The organism is Longispora fulva (assembly GCF_015751905.1).
Classification (GTDB): domain Bacteria; phylum Actinomycetota; class Actinomycetes; order Mycobacteriales; family Micromonosporaceae; genus Longispora; species Longispora fulva.
In genome coordinates this window covers 5,853,781-5,878,343 of the sequence record NZ_JADOUF010000001.1, presented here as the reverse complement: position 1 = coordinate 5,878,343, position 24,563 = coordinate 5,853,781, and the positions used below count along the sequence as shown (strand labels likewise).

Sequence of the window (24,563 nt, the reverse complement as noted above, 5' to 3'; positions counted from 1 at the left end):
GTCACAGAACAACGGCGACGCCCCGGAAGAAATCTTCCGGGGCGTCGCCCTTTTTTCCGCAAGCTTTACGGAATGTAGTTCTCCAGGAGAGCCGGAGTCAGTCCGTTGGCCTTCATCGCGTTCAGAGCCGCGGTGAAGTCGTCGGCGTACGCGTCGCGGAAATGCATCAGCACGATGTCGCCGGGTTGCATCTTCCCCCACTCGCCCTGATAGCGGACCTTCCCCTTGTCGACAGTCTGCTTCCAGTAGAGGACGGCCTTCATCCCACAGTCGTGCGCGGCGCGCAACGTGTTCTGGTTGTAGTCCCCGAATGGCGGCCGGAACAGGGTCGGCCGGGTGCCGAAGAGTTTCGTGAGTTCGTCGGCGCCCCCGCAGATCTCCTGCTTCTGCCGGTCGTACCCGAGCGTCGGCATCGAGAGATGGTTGATCGTGTGCGCCTCGATCACCGCCCCGTTGGCGACGAGCTCCTTGAAGTACGCCGGATTCTCCTTCGCGGCCGGGCTGAGCAGAAACAACGACACCGGTACGCCCGACGCCTTCAGCAGCGCGATGGCTTCCGGTTTCTTGATCCAGCCGTCGTCGATGGTCAGGAACGCGACCTTCTGCGTGGTCGGAATATGGTCGAGCAGCGGCGCGGTCGGCCCGCCGGCGAGACTGATCGGCACCGGCGGCGGCGCGGGATCGAACTTCGGCGTCTTCCCGTCGAACGGGTTCGGCGACCCGGTCGGGCTGGGCGACGCGCTGGCCACCGGACTGGGACTGGCGCTCGGCGATGACACCGGGGCGGACCAGTGGGTGGGCGTGGGGCCGCAGCCGGCCAGGATCGCGAACGTGGGGAGCACGAGCAGCGTAGCGAGCAGTCGTCGCCGGGGACGGGGAAGGCGCATCGCGCCATCTTAGGTCGGGTTTGGCCTGAGGCGATGTCGCCCGGCGTGCCGCCTGTTTTACTCGGCGTGCCACTCTTCTCCGCACGCCGCCCGGGCGTGGCCCGCACGCCGTCCGCAATCGCTGCGCCATGGACCTATCCGGCGGGCCGCCAGCGCCACGCCGGCTGGGCGGACCGCGATGTGAGGCACACCACGCCGCTCCCAGCCCCAGCCTCACACCGGCAGCGAATACAACCCCGCCCCCACCTCATACGCCAGCCCGTCCTCCACCAACCCGGCCAACGCCCGCCGCCGCTGCACCTCATCCGGCCACACGGCGTCCAGTGTCCGCAGTGGCACCGGATCCCGCGCGTCGCGCAGCAGCGCCATCATGAGTCCCCGAACCTGCCGATCGGTCCCGGCGTACCCCTGGGGCCTGCGCCCCGGCCCTTCCGCCGCCGGCTGGCCGGCCGCCCGCCACGCGCAGGTCCGCACCACGGGACAGTCCGCGCACCGCGGACTCCTGGCCACGCACACCAGCGCGCCGAGTTCCATGAACGCCGCCGACACCCGGGGCGCGTCCTCGGCCGGCAGCAGGGTCTCGACGAGCGCGAAGTCGGCGGGCGTGGTGGCGGCCCCGCCGTCGGCGAGCCCCGTCACGGCGCGCGCGACGAACCGCCGCACGTTGACGTCCACCACCGGCTCGCGCCGCCCGAAGGCGAACGCCGCCACTGCCCGCGCCGTGTACGCCCCGATCCCCGGCAGGGCGAGCAGCGCGTCCACGGCGTCGGGCACCTGCCCCTCGTGCTGGGACACGAGGGCGGTGGCGCAGGCGTGCAGGCGCAGCGCGCGGCGCGGGTAGCCGAGCCGGTTCCAGGCGCGGATCGCCTCGGCTGGCGTGTCGGCGGCCAGGTGTGCCGGCGTAGGCCACTTGTCGAGCCAGTTGAGCCAGGCTGGCAGGACGCGCACGACCGGCGTCTGCTGCAGCATCACCTCGCTGACGAGGATGCCCCAGGGGGTCGCGTCGGGGGAGCGCCAGGGTAGGTCACGGGCGTGCTCGTCGTACCAGGTGAGGGCCTGTGCAGCGATCGCAGTCATCCCCCCGATGATGGCATGGGCGGTGACCACGCTATGGGCCCGGGCGAGCCGATTCCGCATTCCTGCGCGGACTCGGATACTGTGACGGAATTATGCGATCGACGGTCGGACCCCTACCGCCCGCCGTCTACTGGCGGCGTCGAGCCATCGTGCTCGGGGCGATTCTGCTTGTCTTGCTGGTGGGCGCCTTCTACGCCTGCTCGGACCCGTCTTCCCCGAAGAAGACCGGCGCGGTGAAGACCACGGCGTCGACCCCGGATGCCGTGCCGTCCACGGCGAGCCCCTCGGCCCCGGCCCCGTCGGGCACCCCTTCGCCGGTCCCCGGTCAGGGTGCCGTGACGCCGTGCACCGACGACGAGATCTCGGTGACCGTGCGCACCGACCGGGACCCGGTGCCGAGCGCGGCGTTCCTGCGCATCTTTATCAAGATCAAGAACACTTCCGCCCGGACGTGTTCCCGCGATCTCGGCGCTGACGCCCAGGAAGCGCAGATCAAGCAGGGCGAAAAGCGGATCTGGTCCTCTGACGACTGCAACGCCCTGCACGGCACGAACGTCGTCTCCCTCGCGCCGAACACCGACGGCCAGGAGTTCTTCACCGACTGGAACACCACGTCGTCGAGCCCGTCCACGTGCAAGGAGGGCCGCGCTCTCGTCGAGCAGGGCTCCTACCAGGTGTTCGGCCGCTTGGGCACGAAGATGAGCGCCCCGGCGAACTTCCGGGTGAGCTGAACCCCAAGATCAACCCCATCATTCAGTTACGGCGACACCTCCTCCTGTCCTGCCGGTGACCCCGCCACCTGTCGGCCTGCCCCGCGCGATGTGACGTTCCCGGACGCCGCCGTCATCCCCGCGCCATCTCCGACGCTGCACGTGACCAGACTCGATGCGCCACCGCGTGCGCTGAAAACGGTGTCGCCAGGCGGCAGGTGCCATGGCCAGACAGGTGCGACCGACAACACGTGGCGGCAGGTAGTACGGAACCGTATAGTTCATAATCGTGATGAACGAATCCGTAATACTTGAGCTTCAGCGCGCGACCCACGCGACGCTCCACCTGCTCATGACAGAACTCGCTGATCTCGACCTGACGGCGTCAGAGATCAACGCTCTCGGCAACCTCGCCGATGGCGTGGAGCGCACCGCCTCAGAACTGGGAGCCGCCGTGGGCTCGCGACCGGCGACGCTCACGGGCATCCTCGACCGCCTCGAACGTCGAGGCCTGATCGTCCGTGGCCCCCGCCAGGGCGACCGCCGGGCCGTGCAGATCTCCCTCACTCCTCAGGGCGACCAGACGGCGGCGCTGATCCGCCGGGCACTGACCGACATCGAGGACCGCACCCTGGCCGGCATCCCGGCGGACGCTGTCGCCGGCGCCGGGGTCGTGCTGCGAGCCTTGACGGGAGCAGCACGATGACCGACAGCCTTCCCGTGACCACAGTCGTGATGAGCGGCGACCTTCCCGCGACCACAGTGTCGGACGGCCGCCAGCTGTTCGATGCCATGATGGCGGAGGTCCTGGCGGTCGCTCACCAGTTCGGGCATCGTCAGCACATCCACCTGGCCTGGCTCGCCGTGCGGCGATACGGTGCCGGTCCGGCGATCGCGCTGGTCAGTGAGGGTATCGAGCGGACGGCCCGATCAGCAGGCGCACCCCAGAAGTACCACGCGACGGTCACCCGCGCCTGGATCGAACTCGTCAGTCGCCACATGGACGCCGGCACGGACGACTTCGACTCGTTCCTCACCCGCCACGACGGGTTGCTGGACAAGAGCCTGCTGTCCCGGCACTACCGCTCCGTCACGCTGGCCAGCGCCGAGGCGAGATCGGGCTGGGTCGAACCGGACCTGGAACCGCTACCGCCCAGCAGCGCGGCCATCGATGGGTTCACCGCCGGACACCCTCGCTGACCGCCCACTGCGTGGTGCGGTGATGCGCCGCGATGAGGTACGGCGCTCCAGGCCGCGACGAGCCGAAGCCCGGTGGCGACGTATGGCGCTGCGGGCCGCGACGAGCCGAAGCCCCGTGGCGAGGCGTGGCGCTCCGGGGTGCTGCTAGACGTAGCGCTCCAGGATCGAGGCCTCGGCCAGGCGCGACAGCCCCTCGCGCACGCTACGAGCCCGGGCGTCGCCCACCCCGTCCACAGCCTGCAGGTCCTCCACCGTGGCCCCCAGCAGCCGCTGGAGGCTGCCGAAGTGGTCCACGATCCGGTCGATCACGGCACCGGGCAGCCGGGGCACCTTGGTGAGCAGGCGGAAGCCGCGCGGGCTGACCGCCGCCTCGAGCGCGTCGGACGCCGCCGGATATCCGAGGGCCTTGCCGACCAGGGTGAGGTCGAGCAGCTCGGTGGCCGAGAGCCCGTCGAGCTCGGCGAGGGCGTCGCCGACCGTGCGGGACGTGCGCCGGGGGCTGGCCAGGTAGTCGCGGACCACGAGGGTGCGGTCGGCGTCGACGCCGGCCATCAGCTCGTCGAGCTGGAGGGCGAGGAGTCGGCCGTCGGTGCCGAGCTCGATCACATACCCCTCGATCTCGTCGGCGATCCGGCGCACCATCTCCAGGCGCTGGACCACGGCCATCGCGTCGCGGACGGTGACCAGGTCCTCGATCTCCAGCGCGGACAGCGTGCCGGCGACCTCGTCGAGGCGGAGTTTGTACCGCTCGAGCGTCGCCAGCGCCTGGTTCGCCCGGGACAGGATCGCCGCGGAGTCGTCGATGACGTGTCGTTGACCCGACACGTACAGGCTGATGATCCGCATGGACTGGCTGACCGAAATGACCGGATGGCCGGTCTGCTTGGCCACCCGCTCGGCCGTCCGGTGCCGGGTGCCGGACTCCTCGGACAGGATCGTCGGGTCGGGCATCAGGTGCACGGCGGCGCGGACGATCCGGGCGCCGTCGCTGGACAGCACGACCCCGCCGTCCATCTTGCAGAGCTCGCGCAGCCGGGTCGCGGAGAACTCGACATCCAGCGGGAAACCGCCGGTGCACAGGGTCTCGACGACCTTGTCGTAGCCCAGGACGATGAGGCCCCCGGTACGGCCGCGCAGGATGCGCTCCAGGCCGTCACGGAGCGCGGTGCCCGGAGCCATCAGCGCGAGTGTGGCGCGGAGTGGGTCATCGCGGTCGATCGGCACGACAGCTACTTTAGCGTGTCCGGTCTCGGCGCTGGCGGGACTGCGCCTGCCCCCGCCTGCGGCTGCGGTCGTGATCATCCTAGTTGGGGCCTTCGTTGGCCGCCTGCGCGTACGCCGTGGCAGCGGCGTGCAGCGCCGTGCGGAGATCCGCGACCTCCAGCACCCGCATCCCCTCGGGGGCCTTCGAGGTGTTGTTCGGGCCGCAGCCGGGCGGGACGAGCGCCATCCGGTAGCCCAGGCGGGCGGCCTCGGCGAGCCGGCGCGGCACGGCTCCGACCCGTCGGACCTCCCCGGTCAGCCCGACCTCGCCGATCGCGACCAGGTCCGGCGTGAGCGGGATGTCGTGGGTGGCGGAGGCGACGGCGAGCGCGAGGGCCAGGTCGGCGGCCGGCTCGGTGATCTTCATGCCGCCCACGGTCGCGGCGAACACCTCGCGGTCGTGCAGCTTGAGCCGGGCACGGCGCTGGAGCACGGCGAGCACCATGGCCAGCCGGGCGCCGTCGAGGCCGCTCACCGTCCGCCGCGGGTTACCCGGCATCTCCGCCCCCACCAGCGCCTGGATCTCGGCGATCAGGGCCCGGCGGCCCTCCATGGTCACCGTGACACACGTACCCGGGACCGCGTCGGCGTGTCGCGTGATGAACAGGCCGGACGGGTCCGGCAGCGAGGCGATCCCGGACTCGTGCATCTCGAAGCAGCCGACCTCGTCGGCGGCCCCGAACCGGTTCTTCATCGAGCGGAGCAGGCGCAGCGAGGAATGCCGGTCGCCCTCGAAGTTGAGCACGACGTCGACCAGGTGCTCCAGCACCCGGGGCCCGGCGACCGTGCCGTCCTTCGTGACGTGTCCGACGAGCACGGTGGCGATGCCGCGCTCCTTGGCCGTGGCGACCAGGGCGGCGGCCACGGCCCGGACCTGGGTGACGCCACCGGGCACCCCGTCCGTGCTCGGGGAGGACACGGTCTGCACCGAGTCGATGATCAGGAGGCCGGGCTGCACGGCGTCCACATGCCCGAGGATCGTGGTCAGGTCGCCCTCGGCCGCCATGAACAGCCGCTCGTGCAGCGCGCCGATCCGCTCGGCCCGGAGCCGGACCTGGCTCGCGGACTCCTCGCCGCTGATCACGAGCGCCGGGGTGTCGGCGTTGGCGGCCCACTGCTGGGCGACGTCGAGGAGCAGGGTGGACTTGCCGACCCCTGGCTCGCCGGCGAACAGGATGACCGCGCCGGGGACCAGGCCGCCGCCGAGCACCCGGTCGAGCTCCGCGACCCCGCTGGGCCGCCGCCGGGCCGGCTCGGCGCTGATCGTGGAGATCGGGCGGGCCGGCTCGCTGGGCACCCGGGCCGTCATGTTCCGCAGCGCGGGGGGCTCGGCGCTGATCTCGATGACCGAGCCCCACTCGTTGCACTCCGGGCAGCGGCCCACCCAGCGGGGCGGCCGGTGTCCACAGGCGTCGCACTGCACGACGGCGCGGGGCGCCTTCGTGGCCGAACGGGAACTCCTGGGCGTGGTCACCCAGTGAACCTAGCCCAGGAGTGCGACAGTCCTACTTGTGCTCGCCGCCGAGCTCCGGGCTGGTCCGCGGACCCGGGGTCAGCGGGATGCCCATCGGGATCTCGAACTTATCGCTCGTGACCGACTTGCCCTTGGAATCCTGGAACGTGAACGTGAAGCCGCGGGCGACGACGCCCGGCTTCAGTTCGTCCGTCAGCTTGGTCAGCTGCAGGTACGTCAGCTGGCCCGGGAGGAGCTGGGTATAGCCCTGGCCGGGCACCGTGATGTTGAGCTCGCAGCCCCCGGCGGCGACCGGCGCGGCGGACGCGCTCGGGCTCGCGACGGCGGAAGCGGTCGGCGCGGCGGACGCGGAGGCCGAAGCGGACGCGCCAGCCGTCGGGGCGGCCGAGGCCGAATTCGACGGGGTGGCGGCGGCCGACGGCGGGACGATGCCACCGCTGGCCTTCGCGACCGTGCCGGACTCGCTGGTCACGGCGCACAGCTTCACCGCGAACGGGCTGTCGTTGATGATCCGGATCTGCAGCGGAGCCGTGCCGTCCTTGGGATAGCCCTTCTCCGAGTACTGCACCATCACGTCACGCAGCGACACCCGGCCCACGAGCAGGTCGTGGCTGTCCTTGAGCTCGATGTCGCGGTTCGCCCCCGGTACGGCGGCGACCTGACTCGAGGTCTGGGAGATCTGTCCGGCGCTACAGCCTGCCGTGAGCGCGACGGCAGCCACACCCAAGGCGAACGCCGGGATGGCAGTTGTCAGACGGGTCACGTCGGTCCTCCTCGATAGCCACACGCAGACCGGTTGACAGCCTAGTTGTCGCGTTCGGGGAGGCGGAGGCACCCCGCCCAATTCATGACCAGCCTGTGTGTGGGCGCGTCGCGCACGCCCTAGGGATGCAGCGCGAGGAGCTCGGACTGGAACGGGTCGATGGTCGCGGTGGCCGGCACCAGGCGGGTGACCCGGCCTGTCGCGTCGAGCAGCACGACGGTGGCCATGTCGGCCGTCGCGGCCCCGGCACCGGCCCGGCTGCGGACCAGCCCGGTGGGATCGGCCAGGTGGATGCCGGGCCCGCTCGCGGTGGGGGCCTGCCGGCTGACGAGGAGCACGGCGACACCCGCCGGTGCGGCGCCGGCCACGGACGCGGCGAGCTCGGCGCACGCGCAGGAGTCGAGGATCAGGATGGCGGCGGGCAGGTGCTGGCCGATCCGGACGGAGCGCCCGAGGTCGTCGACGAGGGTGACCCCGGTGAGGGTCAGGTCGGCGTCGGCGGGGCCGGAGGTCCTCGGCGCGCGGCTCAGGGGGCCGACCATCGAGAACAGGCTGCTCAGGGCCAGCACGAGCGTGATCAACAGGATCGCGAACGGGGACCGGAACAGCGACCCGTTACCGGCCCAGCGCCGCCTACGGGCCGCCCAGCGCAGCTCCCTGCGGACCCGCCTGGACTCGGATGCCAGCTCAGCGGGGCTGTCGGGGATCACGACGCGTCCCCATTCGGGTGGGAGCCCCGTGACCGGCTGGCTGTTGTCGTCCTCTCGCCATGTGGCCATGCGCACCCCCTCGCGGAGCAGCACCCAACGGACCGTTTAGTCCTTGCTTTCCAGTTTCCCGCAGTCGGGCGACGGGGGCCAGAGGTTGGCGGGGAAGTTTTCCCGACGTGACCTGGACCGCACAGAACCGTGACACTGGCCCCGCGCTAGTCCGAAATAAACGATTAGTCCCCCATACTTGTCACCAGATCGTTACTCCACGTGTCGTTCCCGGTGCGGATCAGCGAAACGCGGATGTTGTCAAGTGCCTCACATAGCCCCTGACCTGCGGTTATGTCGGTCAGCACACTGTCCGTCAGGCTGCGGAGCGTGTTACCCTAGACACAGCGAAAGGGGTTTCGAACCTATGGCTTTCAGTGTCGGCGAGACCGTTGTATACCCCCACCACGGGGCCGCACTCATCGAGGCAATCGAGACTCGCGTCATTCGGGGCGAGGAGAAGCAGTACCTGGTCTTGAAGGTCGCACAGGGCGACCTGACGGTCCGGGTGCCTGCGGAGAACGCCGAGATCGTTGGTGTGCGGGAAGTGGTCGGCGAAGAGGGCCTCACGGCAGTCTTCGATGTTCTCCGGGCCCCACACACCGAGGAACCGACCAACTGGTCGCGGCGTTACAAGGCGAATCTGGAGAAGCTGGCCTCCGGCAATCCGCTCAAGGTGGCGGAGGTCGTGCGTGACCTCTGGCGTCGTGAGCGGGAGCGTGGGCTCTCCGCTGGCGAGAAGCGCATGCTCGCCAAGGCCCGCGACATCCTGGTCGGCGAGGTGGCACTCGCCGAGAAGAGCACCAAGGACGATGCCGAGGGTCTCCTCGACAAGGTGCTTCTTGAGGCGTGACCAACAGTTCCAATAGATCGATCAAGGGCCGCGGCGTGACCACGCAATCCGAGCAGCGTGGTGATGTCGCGGCCCTCGTTCCTGCCGCGGGTGCCGGTCTCCGTCTCGGTCCGGGGGCCCCGAAGGCGCTCCGCCATCTCGCCGGCGAACCACTGCTGGTGCATGCTGTCCGCCGACTGTTGGCGACCCCTGATGTCGGGTGCGTGGTCGTTGCCGCCCCGCCGGGCGAGGTCGACACGGTCCAGGCGATGCTCCCCGAAGGCGTGCTCGTCGTCGAGGGGGGCGCCACCCGGCAGAGTTCGGTGGCGAACGCGCTGCGGGCCGTGCCCGCGGAGTACACGATCATCCTGGTCCATGACGCCGCACGGGCCCTGACGCCGCCGGCGGTGATCGCGCGGGTCGCGGCGGCCGTGCGCGCCGGCGCCCTCGCTGTGATCCCGGTGCTGCCCGTCGTGGACACGATCAAGCGGGTCGACGACGCCGGCGACGTGCTCGCCACCGTCGACCGCGCGGTGCTGCGCGCCGTGCAGACCCCGCAGGGCTTCGACCGCAAGACCCTCACCACCGCCCATGACCAGGCCGGCGACGACCTCACGGACGATGCCGGCCTTGTCGAGATGATGGGGGTACGGGTGGCCACGGTCCCCGGCGACGACCTCGCCATGAAGATCACCCGTCCCCTCGACCTGAAGATCGCTGAGGCTCTGCTGTGATCGTGCCCCGGATCGGCATCGGCACCGACGTGCACGCGTTCGAGGAGGGCCGGGACTGCTGGGTCGCCGGCCTGCACTGGCCGGGGGTGACAGGCCTGGCCGGTCACTCCGACGCGGACGTCGTCGCGCACTCCGCCTGCAACGCGCTGCTGTCGGCGGCCGGGCTGGGCGACCTGGGCTCCAACTTCGGCACCTCGCGGCCCGAGTGGGCCGGCGCGTCCGGGGTGGCGCTGCTCACCGAGTCGGCCCGCCGGGTCCGGGACGCCGGCTACGAGATCGGGAACATCGCGGTGCAGGTGATCGGGGTGGTGCCCCGGGTCGGGACTCGACGCGCTGAAGCCGAGGCCGTGCTGACCGCCGCTGTGGGCGCGCCGGTGAACCTCGCCGGCGCAACCACTGATGGCCTGGGCATGACCGGCCGCGGCGAGGGCCTGGTCGGCCTCGCCACCGCCCTGATCTACCAGGTGGCGACCGCGTGAGCGGCGAGACGGCCGACGTCTACCTGAGTCGGGCCCGGCTGCTCATCGACCTCGGACACTGGACCGACGCTGTCGAGGAGCTGACCTTCGCCCGGGCGTTGGCTCCCGAGGACGCGGACATCCTCGCGCTGTCCGCGCTGGTCTCCGCGCACGAGGGCCGGGCGGGGGAGGCCGCGGAGTTCGCCGCCGCGGCCACGGACGCCGCGCCCGGGCATGACGAGGCGATCATCACCCGGGCCTGGGTGCTCGCGTCCTCGGACAACCGGGCGGGTGCTGTGGCGTTCGCCGAGGAGCTGCTGCGGGACTTCGCGACGTCCGCGTATGCCACGCTGGTCGCCACCGCGCTGTTCAGCGTCTTCGGCGGCGGGCAGCTCGCGCTCGACGCGGCGTGGGAGGCGGTCCGGCTGGCCCCGGCGGATCCGGACGCGCACTGGTTACTGGCCAGGATCGCCGCGCCGATGGGCCTGGCGCAGGTGGTCGAGGAGGGCGTGTTCCATGCCCGGCAGTTGCCGCCGTTCCCGGGTCGGCGGGCTGGGGTGTGGAAGTTGTGGTGGGACCGGTTCGGCGGGGTGGAGTCCGCGTCGGCCGGGTCCAGGACCGGTGGTTCCCGCGCCGACGGTGGCCGGGGCGCACGTGACGGTGCTGCCGGGGACGGTGGCTGGCCTGCCGGGCGGGGTGGCGACGGCTGGGGCGGGATTCTGAAGGTGGCCGCGGTCGTCTTCGCGGTCGGCCTGCTGCTGGCCTGGCTGGCGGCCCGCTGACCCCTGATCCTCACGCGGTCCGGGAGCGGCTGTGTGCGATCGGGGCCACCCCGCCCGCGGTGGCCCCGACGCTCGTACCCGTCAGATTTTGCGTTGGGCCCAGGTCCAGGCGTAGTTCTCGTCCTCGACCGACAGGCCCGGCTCGCACAGGTCCAGCGGGCGGAAGGTGTCCACCATCACTGCCGTCTCGTCAAAGTAGTCGGCTCCGATCGAGCCCTCGGCCGCGCCCGGCTGCGGGCCGTGCGTGAAGCCGGACGGGTGCAGCGAGATCGAGCCCTGGGCGATGCCGGAGCCCTTGCGCGCCTCGTAGTTGCCGCCGGTGTAGAACAGCACCTCGTCGGAGTCGACGTTGTGGTGGTTGTACGGCACCGGGATCGCCAGCGGGTGGTAGTCCACCTTGCGCGGGACGAAGGAGCAGATCACGAAGTTGGGGCCCTGGAACGTCTGGTGCACCGGCGGCGGCTGGTGCACCCGTCCGGTGATCGGCTCGAAGTCGTGGATGGAGAACGCCCACGGGTACATGTGGCCGTCCCAGCCGACGACGTCGAACGGGTGGTGCGCGTAGGTGAACTTGGTCCAGCCGGTACGGTGCTGGACGTAGACGTCCACATCGGAGCCGTCTTCGAGCAACGGGGCGGAGGGGCCGCGGACGTCGCGCTCGCAGTACGGCGAGTGCTCCAGGAACTGGCCGCGCACCGAGAGGTAGCGCTTCGGGGGGCCGATGTGGCCGGTGGCCTCGACGACGAGCATCTTGACCAGGCCGTCGGGCACCACGCGGTAGATCACCGAGGTGGGCACGATCAGGTAGTCGCCGGCCGTGAACTCCAGGACGCCGAACGTGGTCTCCAGGCGGCCCGAGCCGGCCTCGACGTACAGGCACTCGTCGCCGATGGCGTTGCGGTACAGCACCGAGGTGCGCGAGGACGCGACGTAGGAGATCCGACAGTCGGCGTTGGCCAGCAGGTGCTGCCGGTCGAGGATCGGGTCGGTCTGCTCGCCCAGCTTGGCCGTGACCAGGTGCCGGGGCTTGAGGGGCTTGTTGGGGATCCGGGTCCAGGCCGTCGGCTCGTACTCCTCCGCCGCCACGATCGCCGTGGGCAGGTAGCGGTGGTAGAGCAGGGAGGAGTCGCTGGAGAAGCCCTCCTGGCCCATCAGCTCCTCCGCGTACAGGCTGCCGTCGGGCTGCCGGAACTGGGTGTGACGCTTCGGCGGAAGCTCGCCAACGCTCCGGTAATAGGGCATCTCAACCTCCGGTCGTCCGATAATCGGACGGTCCAACCAACACTTGTCCGCTATTTGTAGCGTCGCCTACAGTAGTGGATGTGTCAACGTCTGCCATCCCACAGCTCCTCCAGGGGCTGATCGACGACGCGGCTGTCTTCCCGCCCGGCAACGCGCCGCTGCCCGCCGCCATTCTCGCGCACCGAGAGCATCGTTCCGCTTGGTATGCGGCTTTTGTCGGCCCGCTCCTGCTCCCCGTGGGCAGGATCGCCGAGGCCGGCCCACTCGACTTCCCGTTCGGGGCCATCGGTGGCCACGCGCCGGGAGCCGTCCAGGTCGAGCTGCCCTGGTCACCGTCGCTCCTCGACGAGGACTGGATCGACACCACCAAGGTCTACGCGGAGATCAGCCGCGACAGCGACTGGCGCTCGACCCTCGACGCCCTGGTCGGCACGCCGGTCACGCCCAAGTTCCGCACCGGCGGCCTGTCGCCGGAGCTGTTCCCGAGCATCGGCGAGCTGGCCGCGATCATCAGCGCCTGCCGGTCGCGTGGCCTGCGGATCAAGCTGACGGCCGGGCTGCACCACGCGGCCCGGCACACCGACCCGAGCACCGGTTTCACCCACCACGGCTTCCTGAACATCCTCGCGGCGTGCCTGACGCCCGGCGAGGAGGCGTTCATGCTGGAGGCCACCGACCCCGAGGTGCTCGCCGCGGTGGTCCGGCCGCACCTCTTCCAGGAGCGGCCCCTTTGGGTGGGTTTCGGGACCTGTAGCGTGACCGAGCCGTTGGAAGACATTCTCAAACTGGGACTTGTGGAGGACAGATCGTGAGCTGGGTAGCCGGAGCCGACGGCCCGTGGGGGACGCACAACCTGCCGTACGGGGTGGCCGACGGGCGGATCGTCGTCCGGATCGGTGACCAGGTGCTGGACCTGCAGTCCGTGCTGGCGCTGGAGGCCCTGCGCTCGTCGACCCTCAACGACTTCATGGCGCTGGGCCCCGACGCGTGGCGCGCGGTCCGGGAGCGGGTCGTGGAGCTGCTCACCGACGAGCAGCACCGCGAGACGGTCGAGCCGCACCTGTCGCCGCTGGCAGGGAAGACCCTGACCCTGCCGTTCGCGGTCGGCGACTACGTGGACTTCTACTCGTCGGAGGATCACGCCACCAACGTCGGCAAGCTGTTCCGGCCGGACTCGCCGCCGCTGTACCCGAACTGGAAGCACATCCCGATCGGCTACCACGGGCGCTCCGGCACGGTCGTCGTCACCGGCACCGAGGTGAAGCGGCCCAGCGGGCAGCGCAAGGGCGAGGCGGCCCCGGTGTTCGGGCCGTCGGTCCGCCTCGACATCGAGGCCGAGGTCGGCTTCGTGGTCGGCGTGCCGTCGGCCATGGGCGACACGGTGGGCGTGGACGACTTCGCGGCGCACGTGTTCGGCGTGGTGCTGGTCAACGACTGGTCGGCGCGGGACATCCAGGCGTGGGAGTACGTGCCGCTCGGCCCGTTCCTCGGCAAGTCGTTCGCGACCTCGGTGTCGGCGTGGGTGACCCCGCTGGCGGCGCTCGCGACGGTGCCCGCCCCGGCGCAGGACCCGGAGGTGCTGCCGTACCTCGCGGAGAGCGACCGGAGCACGTACGGGATCGACCTCGAGGTCGACTGGAACGGGACAGTGGTGTCCCGGCCGCCGTTCGCCGGGATGTACTGGACGCCGGCCCAGCAGCTCGCGCACATGACCGTCAACGGGGCCTCGGTGCGCACCGGCGACCTGTTCGCCTCGGGCACGGTGTCCGGGCCGCGGCGCGACCAGACGGGCTCGTTCCTGGAGCTGTCCTGGTCGGGGGCCGATCCGGTGAAGCTGGAGGACGGCTCGGAGCGCACGTTCCTCCTCGACGGGGACACCGTGACGCTGACGGCGACGGCCCCGGGCTCGACGGGCCGACCGGTCGTCCTGGGCGAGGTCACGGGCACGGTCACCGGCTGACGGGGTTGTGGCGAATCCCCGGTGAGCTGGGCGGAACTTCCCTACGCTACGAGGGACATTCCAGCTCAACGGGGAGCCGCGCCATGCCCACGATGGATCCGGAGATCGCAGCACTGCTGCACCAGTTCGGCCTCGACGGGCCGCCGCCGGCCACACCGCCGACCATCGACCAGATGCGCCAGGGCAACCGGATGTTGTCCCTGGCGGTGGCCCCGAACCCGCCGATCGAGGTCGGATCGGTCACTGACGACACCCTGGCCGGCGTACCCGTCCGGGTCTATCGGCCGAAGGCTGCCGGCGTCGCGCCGACGGTCGTGTTCGTGCACGGCGGCGGCTTCGTGGTCGGTGACCTCGACACCCACGACGGGGTGTGCCGCCGGCTGTGCCGCGACCTGGGCGCTGTGGTGGTCAGCCCCGACTACCGGTTGGCCCCTGAACACCCGTTCCCGGCCGCGCACGAGGACGTGTTCGCCGTGGCCCGGCACGTCGCCGACCATCCGGTCGACTTCGGCGGCGGGAAGCTCGCGGTGGCCGGCGACAGTGCCGGCGCCAACCTGGCCGCGGCCACCGCCCAGGTCTTCCGGGACGAGAACCGGCCGCTGGCAGCACAGATGCTGGCCTATCCGATCACCGACATGAGTGGTGGAGCCGAGTACCCGTCGCGGGTCGAGAACGCGACCGGCTTCCTGCTCACCACCGTGGAGGTCCAGGGCGACGTCAAGGCCTACCTCGGCGACGACCCGGGCGCCGGGAACGGCCCCCCGGCCTCACCGCTGCTCGCCAAGGACTTCGCCGGCCTGGCCCCGGCCGTGATCGGCTGCGGGGAATGCGACCCGTTGCGGGACGAGGGGCTCGCGTACGCCGACGCGCTGGCCGCCGCGGGGGTGCCGGTGCGCAGACACACCTACCCGGGGCTCATCCACGGGTTCCTCAACTTCGACACCAAGTCGACGGCCGTCAACGTCGCCGTGACCCAGCTGTACACCGAACTGGGCGAACTCCTCACAACCTAAAACCCTTATTTGGTTACGCCGCGTCTCTGCCACGGCGCGCGGCGGCGACGACGACCGGCCCGGAAGCGTTCAGCTCCCGGGCCGTTCACGACAGTGGTTTGCGCATGAGCGTGCACATCGTCTCGTAGCGCACGCCGTCCTCGTCCCACGCGTCCGGCTTGCGGCCGTAGGCGACGTAGCCGAGCCGTTCATACAGGGCATGCGCGCGCGGGTTGTCCTCCTCCACCGCCAGTTCCGCGGCGGACAGGCCACGGGCCCTGATCCGCTGTTCGGCTGTCGCGACCAACAGGCCGCCGATTCCGCAGGACTGCACGGCCGGATGCACCGCCAACTGGAAGAGCGTGCCGGCGCCGGGCGTCACCGCGTAGTCGATGCCGCCCTTAGCAAGTGGGACATCGCTCGGCGGGCACGCGGCCAGGTACTCCACCTCGGACCGCTCCAGTTGCCAGGCCACGTTACGCAGATGCGAGGCCGACCCGGACCAGCCACAGCCGGGCAGATCGGCGGCCCGCAACTCGCGGACGTGGAACGCGATCGTGAGTTGTCGCATGGATCTGGACGGTAGCCGAGCCGGACGATCGTCGCGATCGACTTCCGTCCTCGCGCCGGTCCAGGTGTCGCCGTACCACATGGTGATCTGAAAAGGCCCCCACTCCGAGGAGCGGGGGCCTTTCGGCGAGCTACAGGGCTTTTTCGGCTGCGGTCAGCATGGCGTCGTTCTCGGCGGGGGTGCCGATCGTGATCCGGACTCCGTGGCCCTGGAACGGGCGGACGATCACGCCCTGCTGCTCGCAGGCCTGCGCGAACGGCAGCGAACGGTCGCCCAGCGGGAGCCAGACGAAATTGGCCTGGCTGTCGGGCACGTCCACGCCCAGGGCGCGCAGGCCCTCGGTGACCCGGCCGCGCTCGGCGATCACCAGGTCCACCCGGCGGCGCATCTCGTCGGCCTGGGCCAGCGCCGCCATAGCGCCGGCCTGGGCGGCGGCGCTGGTCGAGAACGGGGTGACGCACTTGCGGATCGCGCCGGCGACCTCGGCGGAGGCGTGCAGCCAGCCGATCCGCAGCGCCGCCAGGCCCCAGGCCTTGGACAGGGTGCGCAGGACGACGACGTTCGGCCGGTCGCCGTAGGTCACCAGGGCGTCGGGGACCTCGGGGTCGGTGACGAACTCCTTGTAGGCCTCGTCCAGCACCACCAGCACGTCCGCCGGCACCCGGTCGAGGAACGCGGTCAGCTCCGCCTCGCGCAGGAACGTGCCGGTCGGGTTGTTCGGGTTGCAGACGAACATCAGCCGGGTCTTCGGCGTGATCGCGGCGAGCATCGCTTCCAGGTCGTGGCCGTGCTCGGGAGTGTTGGGCACCATGACGCTGGTCGCGCCGGCCGTGGCGGTGATGATCGGGTACGCCTCGAAGGAGCGCCACGCGAACACGACCTCGTCGCCGGGCAGGCAGGTGGCCTTCACCAGGATCTCGGCGAGCGCCACCGAACCGCAGCCGGTGGCCACGTTGTCGGGGTCGACCTCGTAGAGCTCGGCGAGCCGGTGCCGCAGGGCCACGACGCCCATGTCCGGGTACCGGTGCGCGTTGGTCGCGGCCTCGGTCACGGCCTCCACCACGCCCGGCAGCGGCCCGTACGGCACCTCGTTGCTGGCGAGCTTGATCGCCTCGGGGATGCCCAGCTCCCGGGCCAGGTCGGCGGGGCTGCGGCCGGGCACGTAGTTCGGCAGCTTCTCGAGGTCCGCGCGGGTCAGCCGGGTCATGTCCGTTCTCCTTCTTCCGTAGTGACTTCTCCTGCGGCGACGACCACGGTCTGCACCGCCCGGTCGTGCACGCACTGCTGGTACGGGCGGTTCGTCACGGCACCGAGCGCGTCGAACACCTGGAACAACACGCCGAGCCCGCAGCACGCGATCCACATCAGGCACGGCAGCGACATGTTCAACCACCGGCGCAGCGACCGGCCGAAGCCCACGTTGTCCGTGGTGTCCAGCCGGACCACCCTGATCTGCATCAGCCGCTTGCCGAGGGTCTGGCCGGTACCGGCGATGCCGGGGACCTCGTACGCGCCCCACACCGCCATCAGGACCAGCACCATGTAGAACGGCAGGAACTGCGCGCTGTCCGGGACGGCCGGCGGTTCCCCGTGTTGACCGGCCCCGCTCCAGTGCATGAAGTCCCGGAACCACGGTCCCACCGCGTCGAAGAACAGGTAGAGGAACCAGGAGTTCGCGACCAGGGCCAGCACGAACACCGCGCTGATGTCGATCAGGCGGGCCGTGAACCGCGCGCCGGCCGTGGCCAGGGCCAGGCCGTGCGGACGGGGTGGCGGGGGGATGAGGCGCATGCCCGGCGGCAGCGCCCAGCCGGGGCCCGGATGTCCCGGGCCGGGTCCGAGCTGTCCCGGCTGCGGGACGTGCTGTTCCGGAACGGGGCCGGCCCCGGGTCGCGGCAGGCCCGCTTCCCCCGGTAGCGGCATGGGCGGGGGTGGTGGCACCGGCCGGGCCAGCAAGGGCCCGGCCGGTGTCTCCGCGTCGATCGGCAGGGGCTCGCCCACCCACTGCTCGCCGTCCCAGAAGCGCTGGGTGTCCGGTTCGGCCGGGTCGCGATGCCAGCCGGGCTGGACTCCGTCGGTCTTGGTCACGGCCCCTATCCTGCTACAGCGCGGCCCCTATCCCACTACAGGTTGCCGCGCTGCTCCTGCTCGCGCTCGATCGCCTCGAACAGCGCCTTGAAGTTGCCCTTGCCGAAGCCGAGCGAACCGTGCCGCTCGATCATCTCGAAGAACACCGTCGGGCGGTCCTGGACGGGCTTGGTGAAGATCTGCAGCAGGTAGCCGTCCTCGTCCCGGTCGACCAGGATCTTGCGGCTCTTCAGCTCGGCGATGTCCGCGCGGACCTCGCCGATCCGGGCCCGCAGCTCCGGGTCGTCGTAGTAGGAGTCCGGCACGTCGAGGAACTCGACGCCGTTGGCGCGCATGGCGTCCACGCTGGCCAGGATGTCGTTGGTGGCCAGGGCGATGTGCTGGACGCCGGGGCTGTCGTAGAACTCCAGGTACTCGTCGATCTGCGACTTCTTCCGGGAGATCGCAGGCTCGTTGAGCGGGAACTTCACCTTCCGGGTACCGCTGGCCACGACCTTGGACATCAGCGCCGAGTACTCCGTGGCGATGTCGTCACCGACGAACTCCGCCATCTTGGTGAAGCCCATCACCTTCTCGTAGTAGCCGACCCACTCGTCCATCTTGCCGAGCTCGACGTTGCCCACCACGTGGTCGACGGCCTGGAAGAAGCGCTTCGGCTCGATGCCGGCCTCGATGGCCTTGCTGCGGTCCACGATCGGGGCGCGCTTCACGAACCCGGGCAGGAACGGGCCGGTGTACTTAGACCGGTCCACCAGCAGGTGCCGGGTGTCGCCGTACGTGCGGATCGACGCGATCCGGACCGTGCCGTGCTCGTCGGTGAGGTCGTGCGGCTCCTCGACGCCGACGGCGCCGTTCCTGATCGCGAAGGCGTAGTTGGCGTCCACGTTCGGGACCTCGAGGGCGACCTCGGTCACGCCGTCGCCGTGCTTGGCGTAGTGCAGGGTGGCCGCGCTGTCGGCCCGCACCCCGCCCGCGAAGACGAAGGTCGCCCCGCCGGAGGTGAGGACGTACTCCGCGTGCTCCCGGAAGCCCTGCTCGGGGCCGCGGTAGGCCACGAGAGTCATGCCGAAGGCCGTCGAATAGTAGTGCGCGGCCTGCTTGGCGTTGCCCACGTAGAACCGGACGTGGTCCCAGCCCTTGATCGGGAACTGGTCGGTGGAGATGTCGTGCGCGACGGCACCGACGAGCTGGTCGTCCAGCGTCTGGGTCATGGCTGGGCTCCTTCCGGGAAGTGGGGTTTCGCCCGAAGCTTTACCTGGAGCCGTCGACTAGGCAACTGTGCGTGCTGCCATTGGTCATGTTGTGCAGACTGTTCTACGGTTACCCTGAAGTAATGGACAAGGTGTACAGCATCGACGATCTCGATGTCCGATTGCTCAGGCTGCTCGCCGCGGAGCCCCGGATCGGGGTCCTTGAATGCTCGCGCCGGCTCGGGGTGGCCCGGGGCACCGCCCAGGCCCGACTCGACCGGCTCGTCGAGCGCGGCGTGCTGCGCGGCTTCGGCCCGGAGCTGGACCCGGTCGCCCTCGGCTACGGGGTGATGGCGTTCATCACCCTGGAGATCCGGCAGCGGCGCGGGCACCAGCCGGTCGCCGAGCACCTGGCCGGCATCCCGGAGGTGCTCGAAGCGCACACGATCACGGGCAGCGGGGACATGATGTGCCGGATCGTGGCCCGGTCGAACGCCGACCTGCAGCGGGTCATCGACGAGATCGTCTCCGTGGAGGGCATCGTCCGGGCGTCGACGATCATCGCGCTCGAGGAGCAGATCCACTACCGGGTGCTGCCGCTGGTCCGCGCGTGAGGCCAGCCAGTTCGGGTTGTCGTTTCGGCTGGCCAGGCTTATGGTGAACCCATGGCGAAGAAGATGACATTCGCGTTCAGCGAGTCCGCCGCAGCGATCCTGGAGCGGGTCATCGCCGAGTCCGGCGAGGGGCCGTCCCGCTGGGTGGAGAAGGCGTGTCGAGACCGATGGATGGCCGAGGCCACCACCGCGCTCGCCGACAACCCGGATCCGCTGGTCGCGGAGTTCCGCACTGCGTTCGCGCTGCCGGGTGAGGACTCCCGGGCGACTGCGGCGTGAGGCGCGGCGAGATCTGGCACGTCGCCCCGCGCCGGGACTCCCGGCTCTTCCCGGTCCTGCTGGTCTCCACGGACGGCATGGCCGGCGGCACCGACCGGTCCGTCGTGGTGTTGTCCGACCGTGCGCCGGTCGGTGCTGCCGTCGCGTACACCGTGCGGATGTCTAACGGCTGGGCCCTGGTGTACAGCATTCAGAGCGTGCCCGCCTCAGCCTTCGTCGGTGAGCCGCTGACCACTCTGCCCGCCGATGTGATGCGTGCGGTGGACCTGACCCTGATTGAGTGGCTCGACCTCGCCGACGTGTTGCGTTGAACATCGTGACTTAGGTCGGCCTTGCCTGGGTGGTGAGGGAGTCGGAGATAGGCTGGCGGGCATGCCCGAGTTCGACTACTCGCCCCTGCTCCCGCTCGGTCCCGACGAGACCGAGTACCGGCTGCTGACCTCCGACGGCGTCGAGGTCATCGAAGCCGCCGGTCGAAAGTTCCTGCAGGTGGCGCCCGAGGCGCTGACCCTGCTGACCGAGACGGCCATGCATGACATCGCCCACTTCCTGCGCCCCGCGCACCTCACCCAACTCCGGTCGATCATCGACGACCCGACGGCCTCGCCGAACGACCGGTTCGTCGCGCTCGACCTGCTGAAGAACGCGAACATCGCGGCCGGCGGGGTGCTGCCGATGTGCCAGGACACCGGCACCGCGATCGTGATGGGCAAGCGCGGCCGGCACGTCCTCACCGACGGGGACGACGAGCGGGCGATCGCCGAGGGCGTGTACAACGCGTACACGAAGCTGAATCTGCGGTATTCGCAGTTGGCGCCGTTGACGATGTGGGACGAGAAGAACACCGGCTCGAACCTGCCGGCGCAGATCGAGCTGTACGCCGACGGGGACGACGCCTACAAGTTCCTGTTCATGGCCAAGGGTGGCGGCAGCGCGAACAAGAGCTTCCTGTACCAGGAGACCAAGGCGGTGCTGAACCCCGCCGGGATGATGCGGTTCCTGGAGGAGAAGCTGCGCGGGCTGGGCACGTCGGCGTGTCCGCCGTACCACCTGGCGATCGTCGTCGGGGGCACCAGCGCGGAGTTCGCGGTGAAGACGGCCAAGTACGCTTCCGCGAAGTACCTGGACAACCTGCCCACCTCGGGTTCGATGTCCGGCCACGGTTTCCGGGACCTGGAGCTCGAGGCCGAGGTGCTGGAGCTGACCCGGCAGTTCGGGATCGGTGCGCAGTTCGGCGGCAAGTACTTCTGCCACGACGTGCGGGTCGTCCGGCTGCCCCGGCACGGCGCGTCCTGCCCCGTGGCGATCGCCGTGTCCTGTTCGGCGGACCGGCAGGCGCTCGGCAAGATCACGTCCTCCGGGGTGTACCTGGAGAAGCTGGAGACCGAGCCAGCGCACTTCCTCCCCGCTGTCGAGGCCGACGGTCTCTCGGAGGAGGTCGTGCGGGTCGACCTGAACCGGCCGATGGCGGAGATCCGGGCCGAGCTGTCGAAGTACCCGGTGAAGACCCGGCTGTCGCTGACCGGCCCGCTCGTCGTGGCCCGCGACATCGCGCACGCGAAGATCAAGGAACGGCTCGACGCCGGCGAGGGCATGCCGTCGTACCTGAAGGACCACGCCGTCTACTACGCCGGCCCGGCCAAGACCCCCGCCGGGATGGCCTCGGGTTCCTTCGGCCCGACCACGGCCGGGCGGATGGACTCCTATGTGGAGCAGTTCCAGGCCGCCGGCGGCTCGCTCGTCATGCTTGCCAAGGGGAACCGGTCCGCGCAGGTGACCAAGGCGTGCGCCGCGCACGGCGGGTTCTACCTCGGCTCGATCGGCGGCCCGGCGGCCCGGCTCGCCCAGGACTGCATCCGCAAGGTCGAGGTCCTGGAGTACGCGGAGCTCGGCATGGAAGCCGTGTGGAAGATCGAGGTGGAGGACTTCCCGGCGTTCGTGGTCGTCGACGACAAGGGGAACGACTTCTTCGCCGAGACGACGAAGCCGGTGCTGACGCTCGGGCGACGGTAGATCCCTTTCTCGGTACGAGGCCAGCTCTGGTTCGGGGCTGGCCTCGTCCGTTCCGGAGCGGCTGGCTGGCTTCGGCCTTCGCCTGGGCGTGCGGGGGCGGATGGCCTCGATCGTCGGGTGCGCTGACGTCCGCCGCCCGGGTCTGCGTCCGTGAAGTACGGCGCCGTTGTACGGGACGCCGGACGTGTAGACCCGCTCGGGGAACGGTTGCCGGCGCGCGGTCCACACCCCAGACCCGCATCGAAGAGCGCCGAGCCGGGGTCTGACACTGTGCTGCCCCGTTTCAGCCCCACACCTGCACGGCTCCACCACATCTGTTGGCTACGGTCCGGAATATGCCTCTGACGTTTCCGTCGCACGCCGCCATCGTCGTGCCGCTGAAGATCTGGCGGCCCCGCTGGTTCGACGGCGTGGCACTGGTGCTCGGGTCGACCGCCCCGGACCTGCCCTACTCCGCCGTCGGGGTGCTGCCGTACACGCCTTCGGCGCACAACGTCTGGGGGGTACTCCTCTGGTGCCTCCCCGCCACGCTCCTCGGCTGCCGGCTCATCCGCTGGGCGGCCCCGGCCGTCGCGGCGCGTCTCCCGGGCTGGGGACGCGACTACGGCGTCCTCGGCCGGGTCCGCCACCCCTGGTACGTGACGGCCTCCTCCGCGCTGCTCGGCGCGGTGAGTCACCTGTTCTGGGACGGCTTCACCCACGATCCCGCCGGGCACGGCTGGGCGACCCGGGAGCTGTCGCCGCTGACGGTCGAGGTGGCGGGAGGGTACCCCCTGTGGTGGTTCCTCCAGCAGGGCTCCACAGTGCTCGGCGCGCTCGCGACGGCCTGGCTGGTGGTCCTGATCGGCCGGCGCGGGCTGCTGCGGGCGTGGCATGGCGACCCGGACCCGGCGCCGGCCGAGGCCGGGCGGTTCTGGGGCGTGGCGCTGGGCGTCACCGCCACGCTGGCGGCGGTCAGCTTTCTGCTGCCGGCCGCGTGGTTCACCGCCGTGATCGGGGTTCGGCTCCTGGAGTCCGCGGGGCTGGGACTGTTGGCCGGAGCGTGGGCCGTCCGTACTCCCGACGGCTCACGGACATGAGGAAGGGGCCCGCGGGACGCGGACCCCTTCCGTTGCGTTCGCCGGTCGGCTAGTTCGCGGCGAACCGGATCCGGCGGCGACGGGCCAGCACGAAGCCGACCGCTCCGAGCCCGACCAGGGTCGCGCCGCCTGCGGCGATGCCGATCGCGGCGGTGCCGGTGACCGGGAGGGCCGCGGTCGTCGGGTTGAGCACGATATCAGCCTTGTCGTTGGCCGGGTTGGCGTCGACCCGGTCGCTCTGCTCGTAGACCGAGGTGAACGACTGGACGCTGCCCTTGGCATCGTCCTTGACCTGGTCGATCCGGAACCCGAACTGCTGCAGCTCCTGCTCGCCGGCCTTGAGGATGTCGGAGACGGCGTAGCAGCTGTACTCCTTGGCGCCCGGCTTGCCGCCGTAGACCCACCCGCCGTCGGCGTCCTTGTAGGAGCAGCTCTTCGGCACCTCGACCGCGGTGCTGCCCGCCGGGACGACGACCTTGAACCGGAAGATCGAGTCGCCGGACCGGTTGAACTCCCGCGTGGCCGGCCCGTTGTTACGCGCACCGACCTTGACCCGCACGACGTCGCCGACCTTGCCGGTGCCGCTGGCGCCCACCCCGGCGAGGTCGACGGTGTTGTTGCCGCCGAGCTTGACCATGAAGCTGGTCCAGTTGTCGTTCGGGTCGGTGTCGGACTGCGGAGCGGCCTTGGTCGAGTTCGGCTTCTCGACGAGTTCGAGCTTGTCGCCGGAACCGGAGGTGAGGCCGCCGTAGCCGTAGTTGGACTGCTGGGCGGCCCAGTCGGCGGGCGTGAGCCACTGCACCTCGGCGGCCACCAGGCGCGGCGCCTCGAGGTCGGCGGGCAGCTTGTACGCGTACGGCTGCGCGAGCGCGTAGGTGCGACCGGGCGCGAGCGCGTTCGGGAACGTGCACGCCGCGATGGTGGTGTACTGCGGGGAGTACGCGCAGTTCGAGTACCGCTTCGCCGGCTGGAAGGCGCGGTCGCCCATCAGCAGCAGCACCACGCCGTTCGCGGTGGTCTCGCCGCTGTTCGTGACCCCGTACGCCGCGCTGGTCGTCTCGCCCGGCTTGACGCCGTCGAGTTCGATGTTGGGGCTCGCGGTGAGGTTGACGCCCTGCGCGATGGTGACCGTGCTGGTGGCCGGCTTCCCGGTGACGCCGGGCGAGGTGATGGTGGTGGTCACCTGCCCGGTCGCGCCGACCTTCGCGCCGGGATCGGCGGTGTAGGTGCCCAGCTCCCAGCTCATGCCCGACGCGTACACCTTCTCGGGCTGGGTGCGGGTGCAGGTGATGACGGTGCCGGCGGCCACGCACTCGGTGCGGAAGTCGGAGAGCTTCAGGCTCGCGACGCCGGCCAGGCCGGAGGTGTCGATCTTGATGACGTAGCCGCTCAGCTCGACCTCGGCGGTGGGCCGCAGGACCAGGTCGGCGCGGCGGCCGGCGGGGCCGGGCGTCAACGTGACGCTGTCGACGCTCGCCTTGACCTCGACGGCGGGGGCGGCGGACGCGGGGAGACTCGCGCCGGCGACGACCGTCGCGGCGATGCCCAGGCCGGCGAGAAGCCGCCGCGCATTGGGATGCATGTGAAGCTCCTGAAA

Annotated in this window: 27 protein-coding genes; 15 read left to right on the top strand and 12 right to left on the bottom strand. The window is 70.5% G+C overall.

The window, feature by feature from the left end:
- Positions 1–65: 65 nt before the first annotated feature.
- The gene (locus IW245_RS26555; RefSeq protein WP_197005884.1) at positions 66–887 is read right to left on the bottom strand and encodes a polysaccharide deacetylase family protein; all 822 of its coding nucleotides are present in this window, start codon (positions 885–887) and stop codon (positions 66–68) included.
- Between the two features lie 213 nt (positions 888–1,100).
- The gene (locus IW245_RS26550; protein ID WP_197005883.1) at positions 1,101–1,964 is read right to left on the bottom strand and encodes an HhH-GPD family protein; all 864 of its coding nucleotides are present in this window, start codon (positions 1,962–1,964) and stop codon (positions 1,101–1,103) included.
- A gap of 173 nt (positions 1,965–2,137) precedes the next feature.
- Between IW245_RS26550 and IW245_RS26545 the strand changes: the two genes are divergently transcribed.
- The 3 genes from IW245_RS26545 to IW245_RS26535 all read left to right on the top strand — a co-directional run bounded on the left by IW245_RS26545 (position 2,138) and on the right by IW245_RS26535 (position 3,874).
- Positions 2,138–2,695 carry a hypothetical protein gene (locus IW245_RS26545; protein ID WP_197005882.1) on the top strand — a complete coding sequence of 186 codons (558 nt, stop codon included), beginning with the start codon at positions 2,138–2,140 and terminating at the stop codon, positions 2,693–2,695.
- Between the two features lie 271 nt (positions 2,696–2,966).
- A complete protein-coding gene (locus IW245_RS26540) occupies positions 2,967–3,380 on the top strand; it encodes a MarR family winged helix-turn-helix transcriptional regulator (protein WP_197008692.1) in 414 nt (137 codons plus the stop codon).
- Positions 3,377–3,874, top strand: coding sequence for a hypothetical protein (locus tag IW245_RS26535; protein WP_231398948.1), 498 nt, complete (start codon positions 3,377–3,379; stop codon positions 3,872–3,874). The genes IW245_RS26540 and IW245_RS26535 overlap by 4 nt, the downstream gene beginning before the upstream one ends.
- Before the next feature lie 144 nt (positions 3,875–4,018).
- On the opposite strand, the gene disA is transcribed toward IW245_RS26535, so the two are convergent.
- The 4 genes from disA to IW245_RS26515 all read right to left on the bottom strand — a co-directional run bounded on the left by disA (position 4,019) and on the right by IW245_RS26515 (position 8,153).
- A complete protein-coding gene (gene disA, locus IW245_RS26530; protein ID WP_231400265.1) occupies positions 4,019–5,053 on the bottom strand; it encodes a DNA integrity scanning diadenylate cyclase DisA in 1,035 nt (344 codons plus the stop codon).
- Between the two features lie 124 nt (positions 5,054–5,177).
- Entirely contained in the window at positions 5,178–6,611 is a 1,434-nt protein-coding gene (radA, locus tag IW245_RS26525; RefSeq protein WP_197005880.1) for a DNA repair protein RadA, read from the bottom strand.
- A gap of 31 nt (positions 6,612–6,642) precedes the next feature.
- Complete coding sequence (locus IW245_RS26520; protein WP_197005879.1) at positions 6,643–7,374, bottom strand: hypothetical protein; 732 nt, start codon at positions 7,372–7,374, stop codon at positions 6,643–6,645.
- A gap of 119 nt (positions 7,375–7,493) precedes the next feature.
- Positions 7,494–8,153, bottom strand: a complete 660-nt coding sequence (locus IW245_RS26515; protein ID WP_197005878.1) for a hypothetical protein — start codon at positions 8,151–8,153, stop codon at positions 7,494–7,496.
- A gap of 346 nt (positions 8,154–8,499) precedes the next feature.
- Here IW245_RS26515 and IW245_RS26510 point away from each other — a divergent pair, with 346 nt between their 5' ends.
- The 4 genes from IW245_RS26510 to IW245_RS26495 are packed head-to-tail and all read left to right on the top strand — an operon-like array spanning position 8,500 to position 10,938.
- Positions 8,500–8,985, top strand: coding sequence for a CarD family transcriptional regulator (locus IW245_RS26510; protein WP_197005877.1), 486 nt, complete (start codon positions 8,500–8,502; stop codon positions 8,983–8,985).
- Between the two features lie 35 nt (positions 8,986–9,020).
- The gene (gene ispD / locus IW245_RS26505) at positions 9,021–9,698 is read left to right on the top strand and encodes a 2-C-methyl-D-erythritol 4-phosphate cytidylyltransferase (RefSeq protein WP_197005876.1); all 678 of its coding nucleotides are present in this window, start codon (positions 9,021–9,023) and stop codon (positions 9,696–9,698) included.
- Positions 9,695–10,177: a 2-C-methyl-D-erythritol 2,4-cyclodiphosphate synthase gene (gene ispF, locus IW245_RS26500; RefSeq protein ID WP_197005875.1), complete on the top strand. Its 483-nt coding sequence runs from the start codon at positions 9,695–9,697 to the stop codon at positions 10,175–10,177. Before ispD ends, ispF begins: the two co-directional genes overlap by 4 nt.
- Positions 10,174–10,938, top strand: a complete 765-nt coding sequence (locus tag IW245_RS26495) for a tetratricopeptide repeat protein (protein ID WP_197005874.1) — start codon at positions 10,174–10,176, stop codon at positions 10,936–10,938. Before ispF ends, IW245_RS26495 begins: the two co-directional genes overlap by 4 nt.
- 81 nt (positions 10,939–11,019) lie before the next feature.
- Here IW245_RS26495 and IW245_RS26490 read toward each other — a convergent pair whose 3' ends face one another.
- A complete protein-coding gene (locus IW245_RS26490; protein WP_197005873.1) occupies positions 11,020–12,180 on the bottom strand; it encodes a homogentisate 1,2-dioxygenase in 1,161 nt (386 codons plus the stop codon).
- A gap of 80 nt (positions 12,181–12,260) precedes the next feature.
- Between IW245_RS26490 and IW245_RS26485 the strand changes: the two genes are divergently transcribed.
- From IW245_RS26485 to IW245_RS26475, 3 genes are all read left to right on the top strand, one after another.
- The gene (locus tag IW245_RS26485; protein WP_233472938.1) at positions 12,261–12,992 is read left to right on the top strand and encodes a hypothetical protein; all 732 of its coding nucleotides are present in this window, start codon (positions 12,261–12,263) and stop codon (positions 12,990–12,992) included.
- The gene (fahA, locus tag IW245_RS26480) at positions 12,989–14,140 is read left to right on the top strand and encodes a fumarylacetoacetase (RefSeq protein WP_197005872.1); all 1,152 of its coding nucleotides are present in this window, start codon (positions 12,989–12,991) and stop codon (positions 14,138–14,140) included. Before IW245_RS26485 ends, fahA begins: the two co-directional genes overlap by 4 nt.
- Before the next feature lie 83 nt (positions 14,141–14,223).
- Positions 14,224–15,153 (top strand): alpha/beta hydrolase, encoded by a 930-nt coding sequence (locus tag IW245_RS26475; protein WP_197005871.1) that lies wholly within the window; start codon positions 14,224–14,226, stop codon positions 15,151–15,153.
- Between the two features lie 85 nt (positions 15,154–15,238).
- Here IW245_RS26475 and IW245_RS26470 read toward each other — a convergent pair whose 3' ends face one another.
- From IW245_RS26470 to hppD, 4 genes are all read right to left on the bottom strand, one after another.
- On the bottom strand, positions 15,239–15,703 hold the full coding sequence (locus IW245_RS26470; protein ID WP_197005870.1) for a GNAT family N-acetyltransferase: 465 nt from the start codon (positions 15,701–15,703) through the stop codon (positions 15,239–15,241).
- Positions 15,704–15,833: 130 nt separating this feature from the next.
- Positions 15,834–16,910 carry a histidinol-phosphate transaminase gene (hisC, locus tag IW245_RS26465; RefSeq protein WP_197005869.1) on the bottom strand — a complete coding sequence of 359 codons (1,077 nt, stop codon included), beginning with the start codon at positions 16,908–16,910 and terminating at the stop codon, positions 15,834–15,836.
- Positions 16,907–17,791, bottom strand: a complete 885-nt coding sequence (locus IW245_RS26460) for an RDD family protein (RefSeq protein ID WP_197005868.1) — start codon at positions 17,789–17,791, stop codon at positions 16,907–16,909. The genes hisC and IW245_RS26460 overlap by 4 nt, the downstream gene beginning before the upstream one ends.
- 35 nt (positions 17,792–17,826) lie before the next feature.
- Positions 17,827–19,002, bottom strand: coding sequence for a 4-hydroxyphenylpyruvate dioxygenase (hppD, locus tag IW245_RS26455; protein ID WP_197005867.1), 1,176 nt, complete (start codon positions 19,000–19,002; stop codon positions 17,827–17,829).
- A 122-nt stretch (positions 19,003–19,124) separates the two neighbouring features.
- Between hppD and IW245_RS26450 the strand changes: the two genes are divergently transcribed.
- The 5 genes from IW245_RS26450 to IW245_RS26430 all read left to right on the top strand — a co-directional run bounded on the left by IW245_RS26450 (position 19,125) and on the right by IW245_RS26430 (position 22,966).
- Positions 19,125–19,595: an Lrp/AsnC family transcriptional regulator gene (locus IW245_RS26450; protein WP_197005866.1), complete on the top strand. Its 471-nt coding sequence runs from the start codon at positions 19,125–19,127 to the stop codon at positions 19,593–19,595.
- A gap of 51 nt (positions 19,596–19,646) precedes the next feature.
- Positions 19,647–19,874: a hypothetical protein gene (locus IW245_RS26445; RefSeq protein ID WP_197005865.1), complete on the top strand. Its 228-nt coding sequence runs from the start codon at positions 19,647–19,649 to the stop codon at positions 19,872–19,874.
- A complete protein-coding gene (locus tag IW245_RS26440) occupies positions 19,871–20,185 on the top strand; it encodes a type II toxin-antitoxin system PemK/MazF family toxin (protein ID WP_197005864.1) in 315 nt (104 codons plus the stop codon). The genes IW245_RS26445 and IW245_RS26440 overlap by 4 nt, the downstream gene beginning before the upstream one ends.
- A 61-nt stretch (positions 20,186–20,246) precedes the next feature.
- Positions 20,247–21,887, top strand: coding sequence for a fumarate hydratase (locus tag IW245_RS26435; protein WP_197005863.1), 1,641 nt, complete (start codon positions 20,247–20,249; stop codon positions 21,885–21,887).
- Between the two features lie 335 nt (positions 21,888–22,222).
- Positions 22,223–22,966, top strand: coding sequence for a DUF4184 family protein (locus tag IW245_RS26430; protein ID WP_197005862.1), 744 nt, complete (start codon positions 22,223–22,225; stop codon positions 22,964–22,966).
- A gap of 49 nt (positions 22,967–23,015) precedes the next feature.
- Here IW245_RS26430 and IW245_RS26425 read toward each other — a convergent pair whose 3' ends face one another.
- Positions 23,016–24,548 (bottom strand): hypothetical protein, encoded by a 1,533-nt coding sequence (locus IW245_RS26425; RefSeq protein ID WP_197005861.1) that lies wholly within the window; start codon positions 24,546–24,548, stop codon positions 23,016–23,018.
- Between the last annotated feature and the right edge of the window lie 15 nt (positions 24,549–24,563).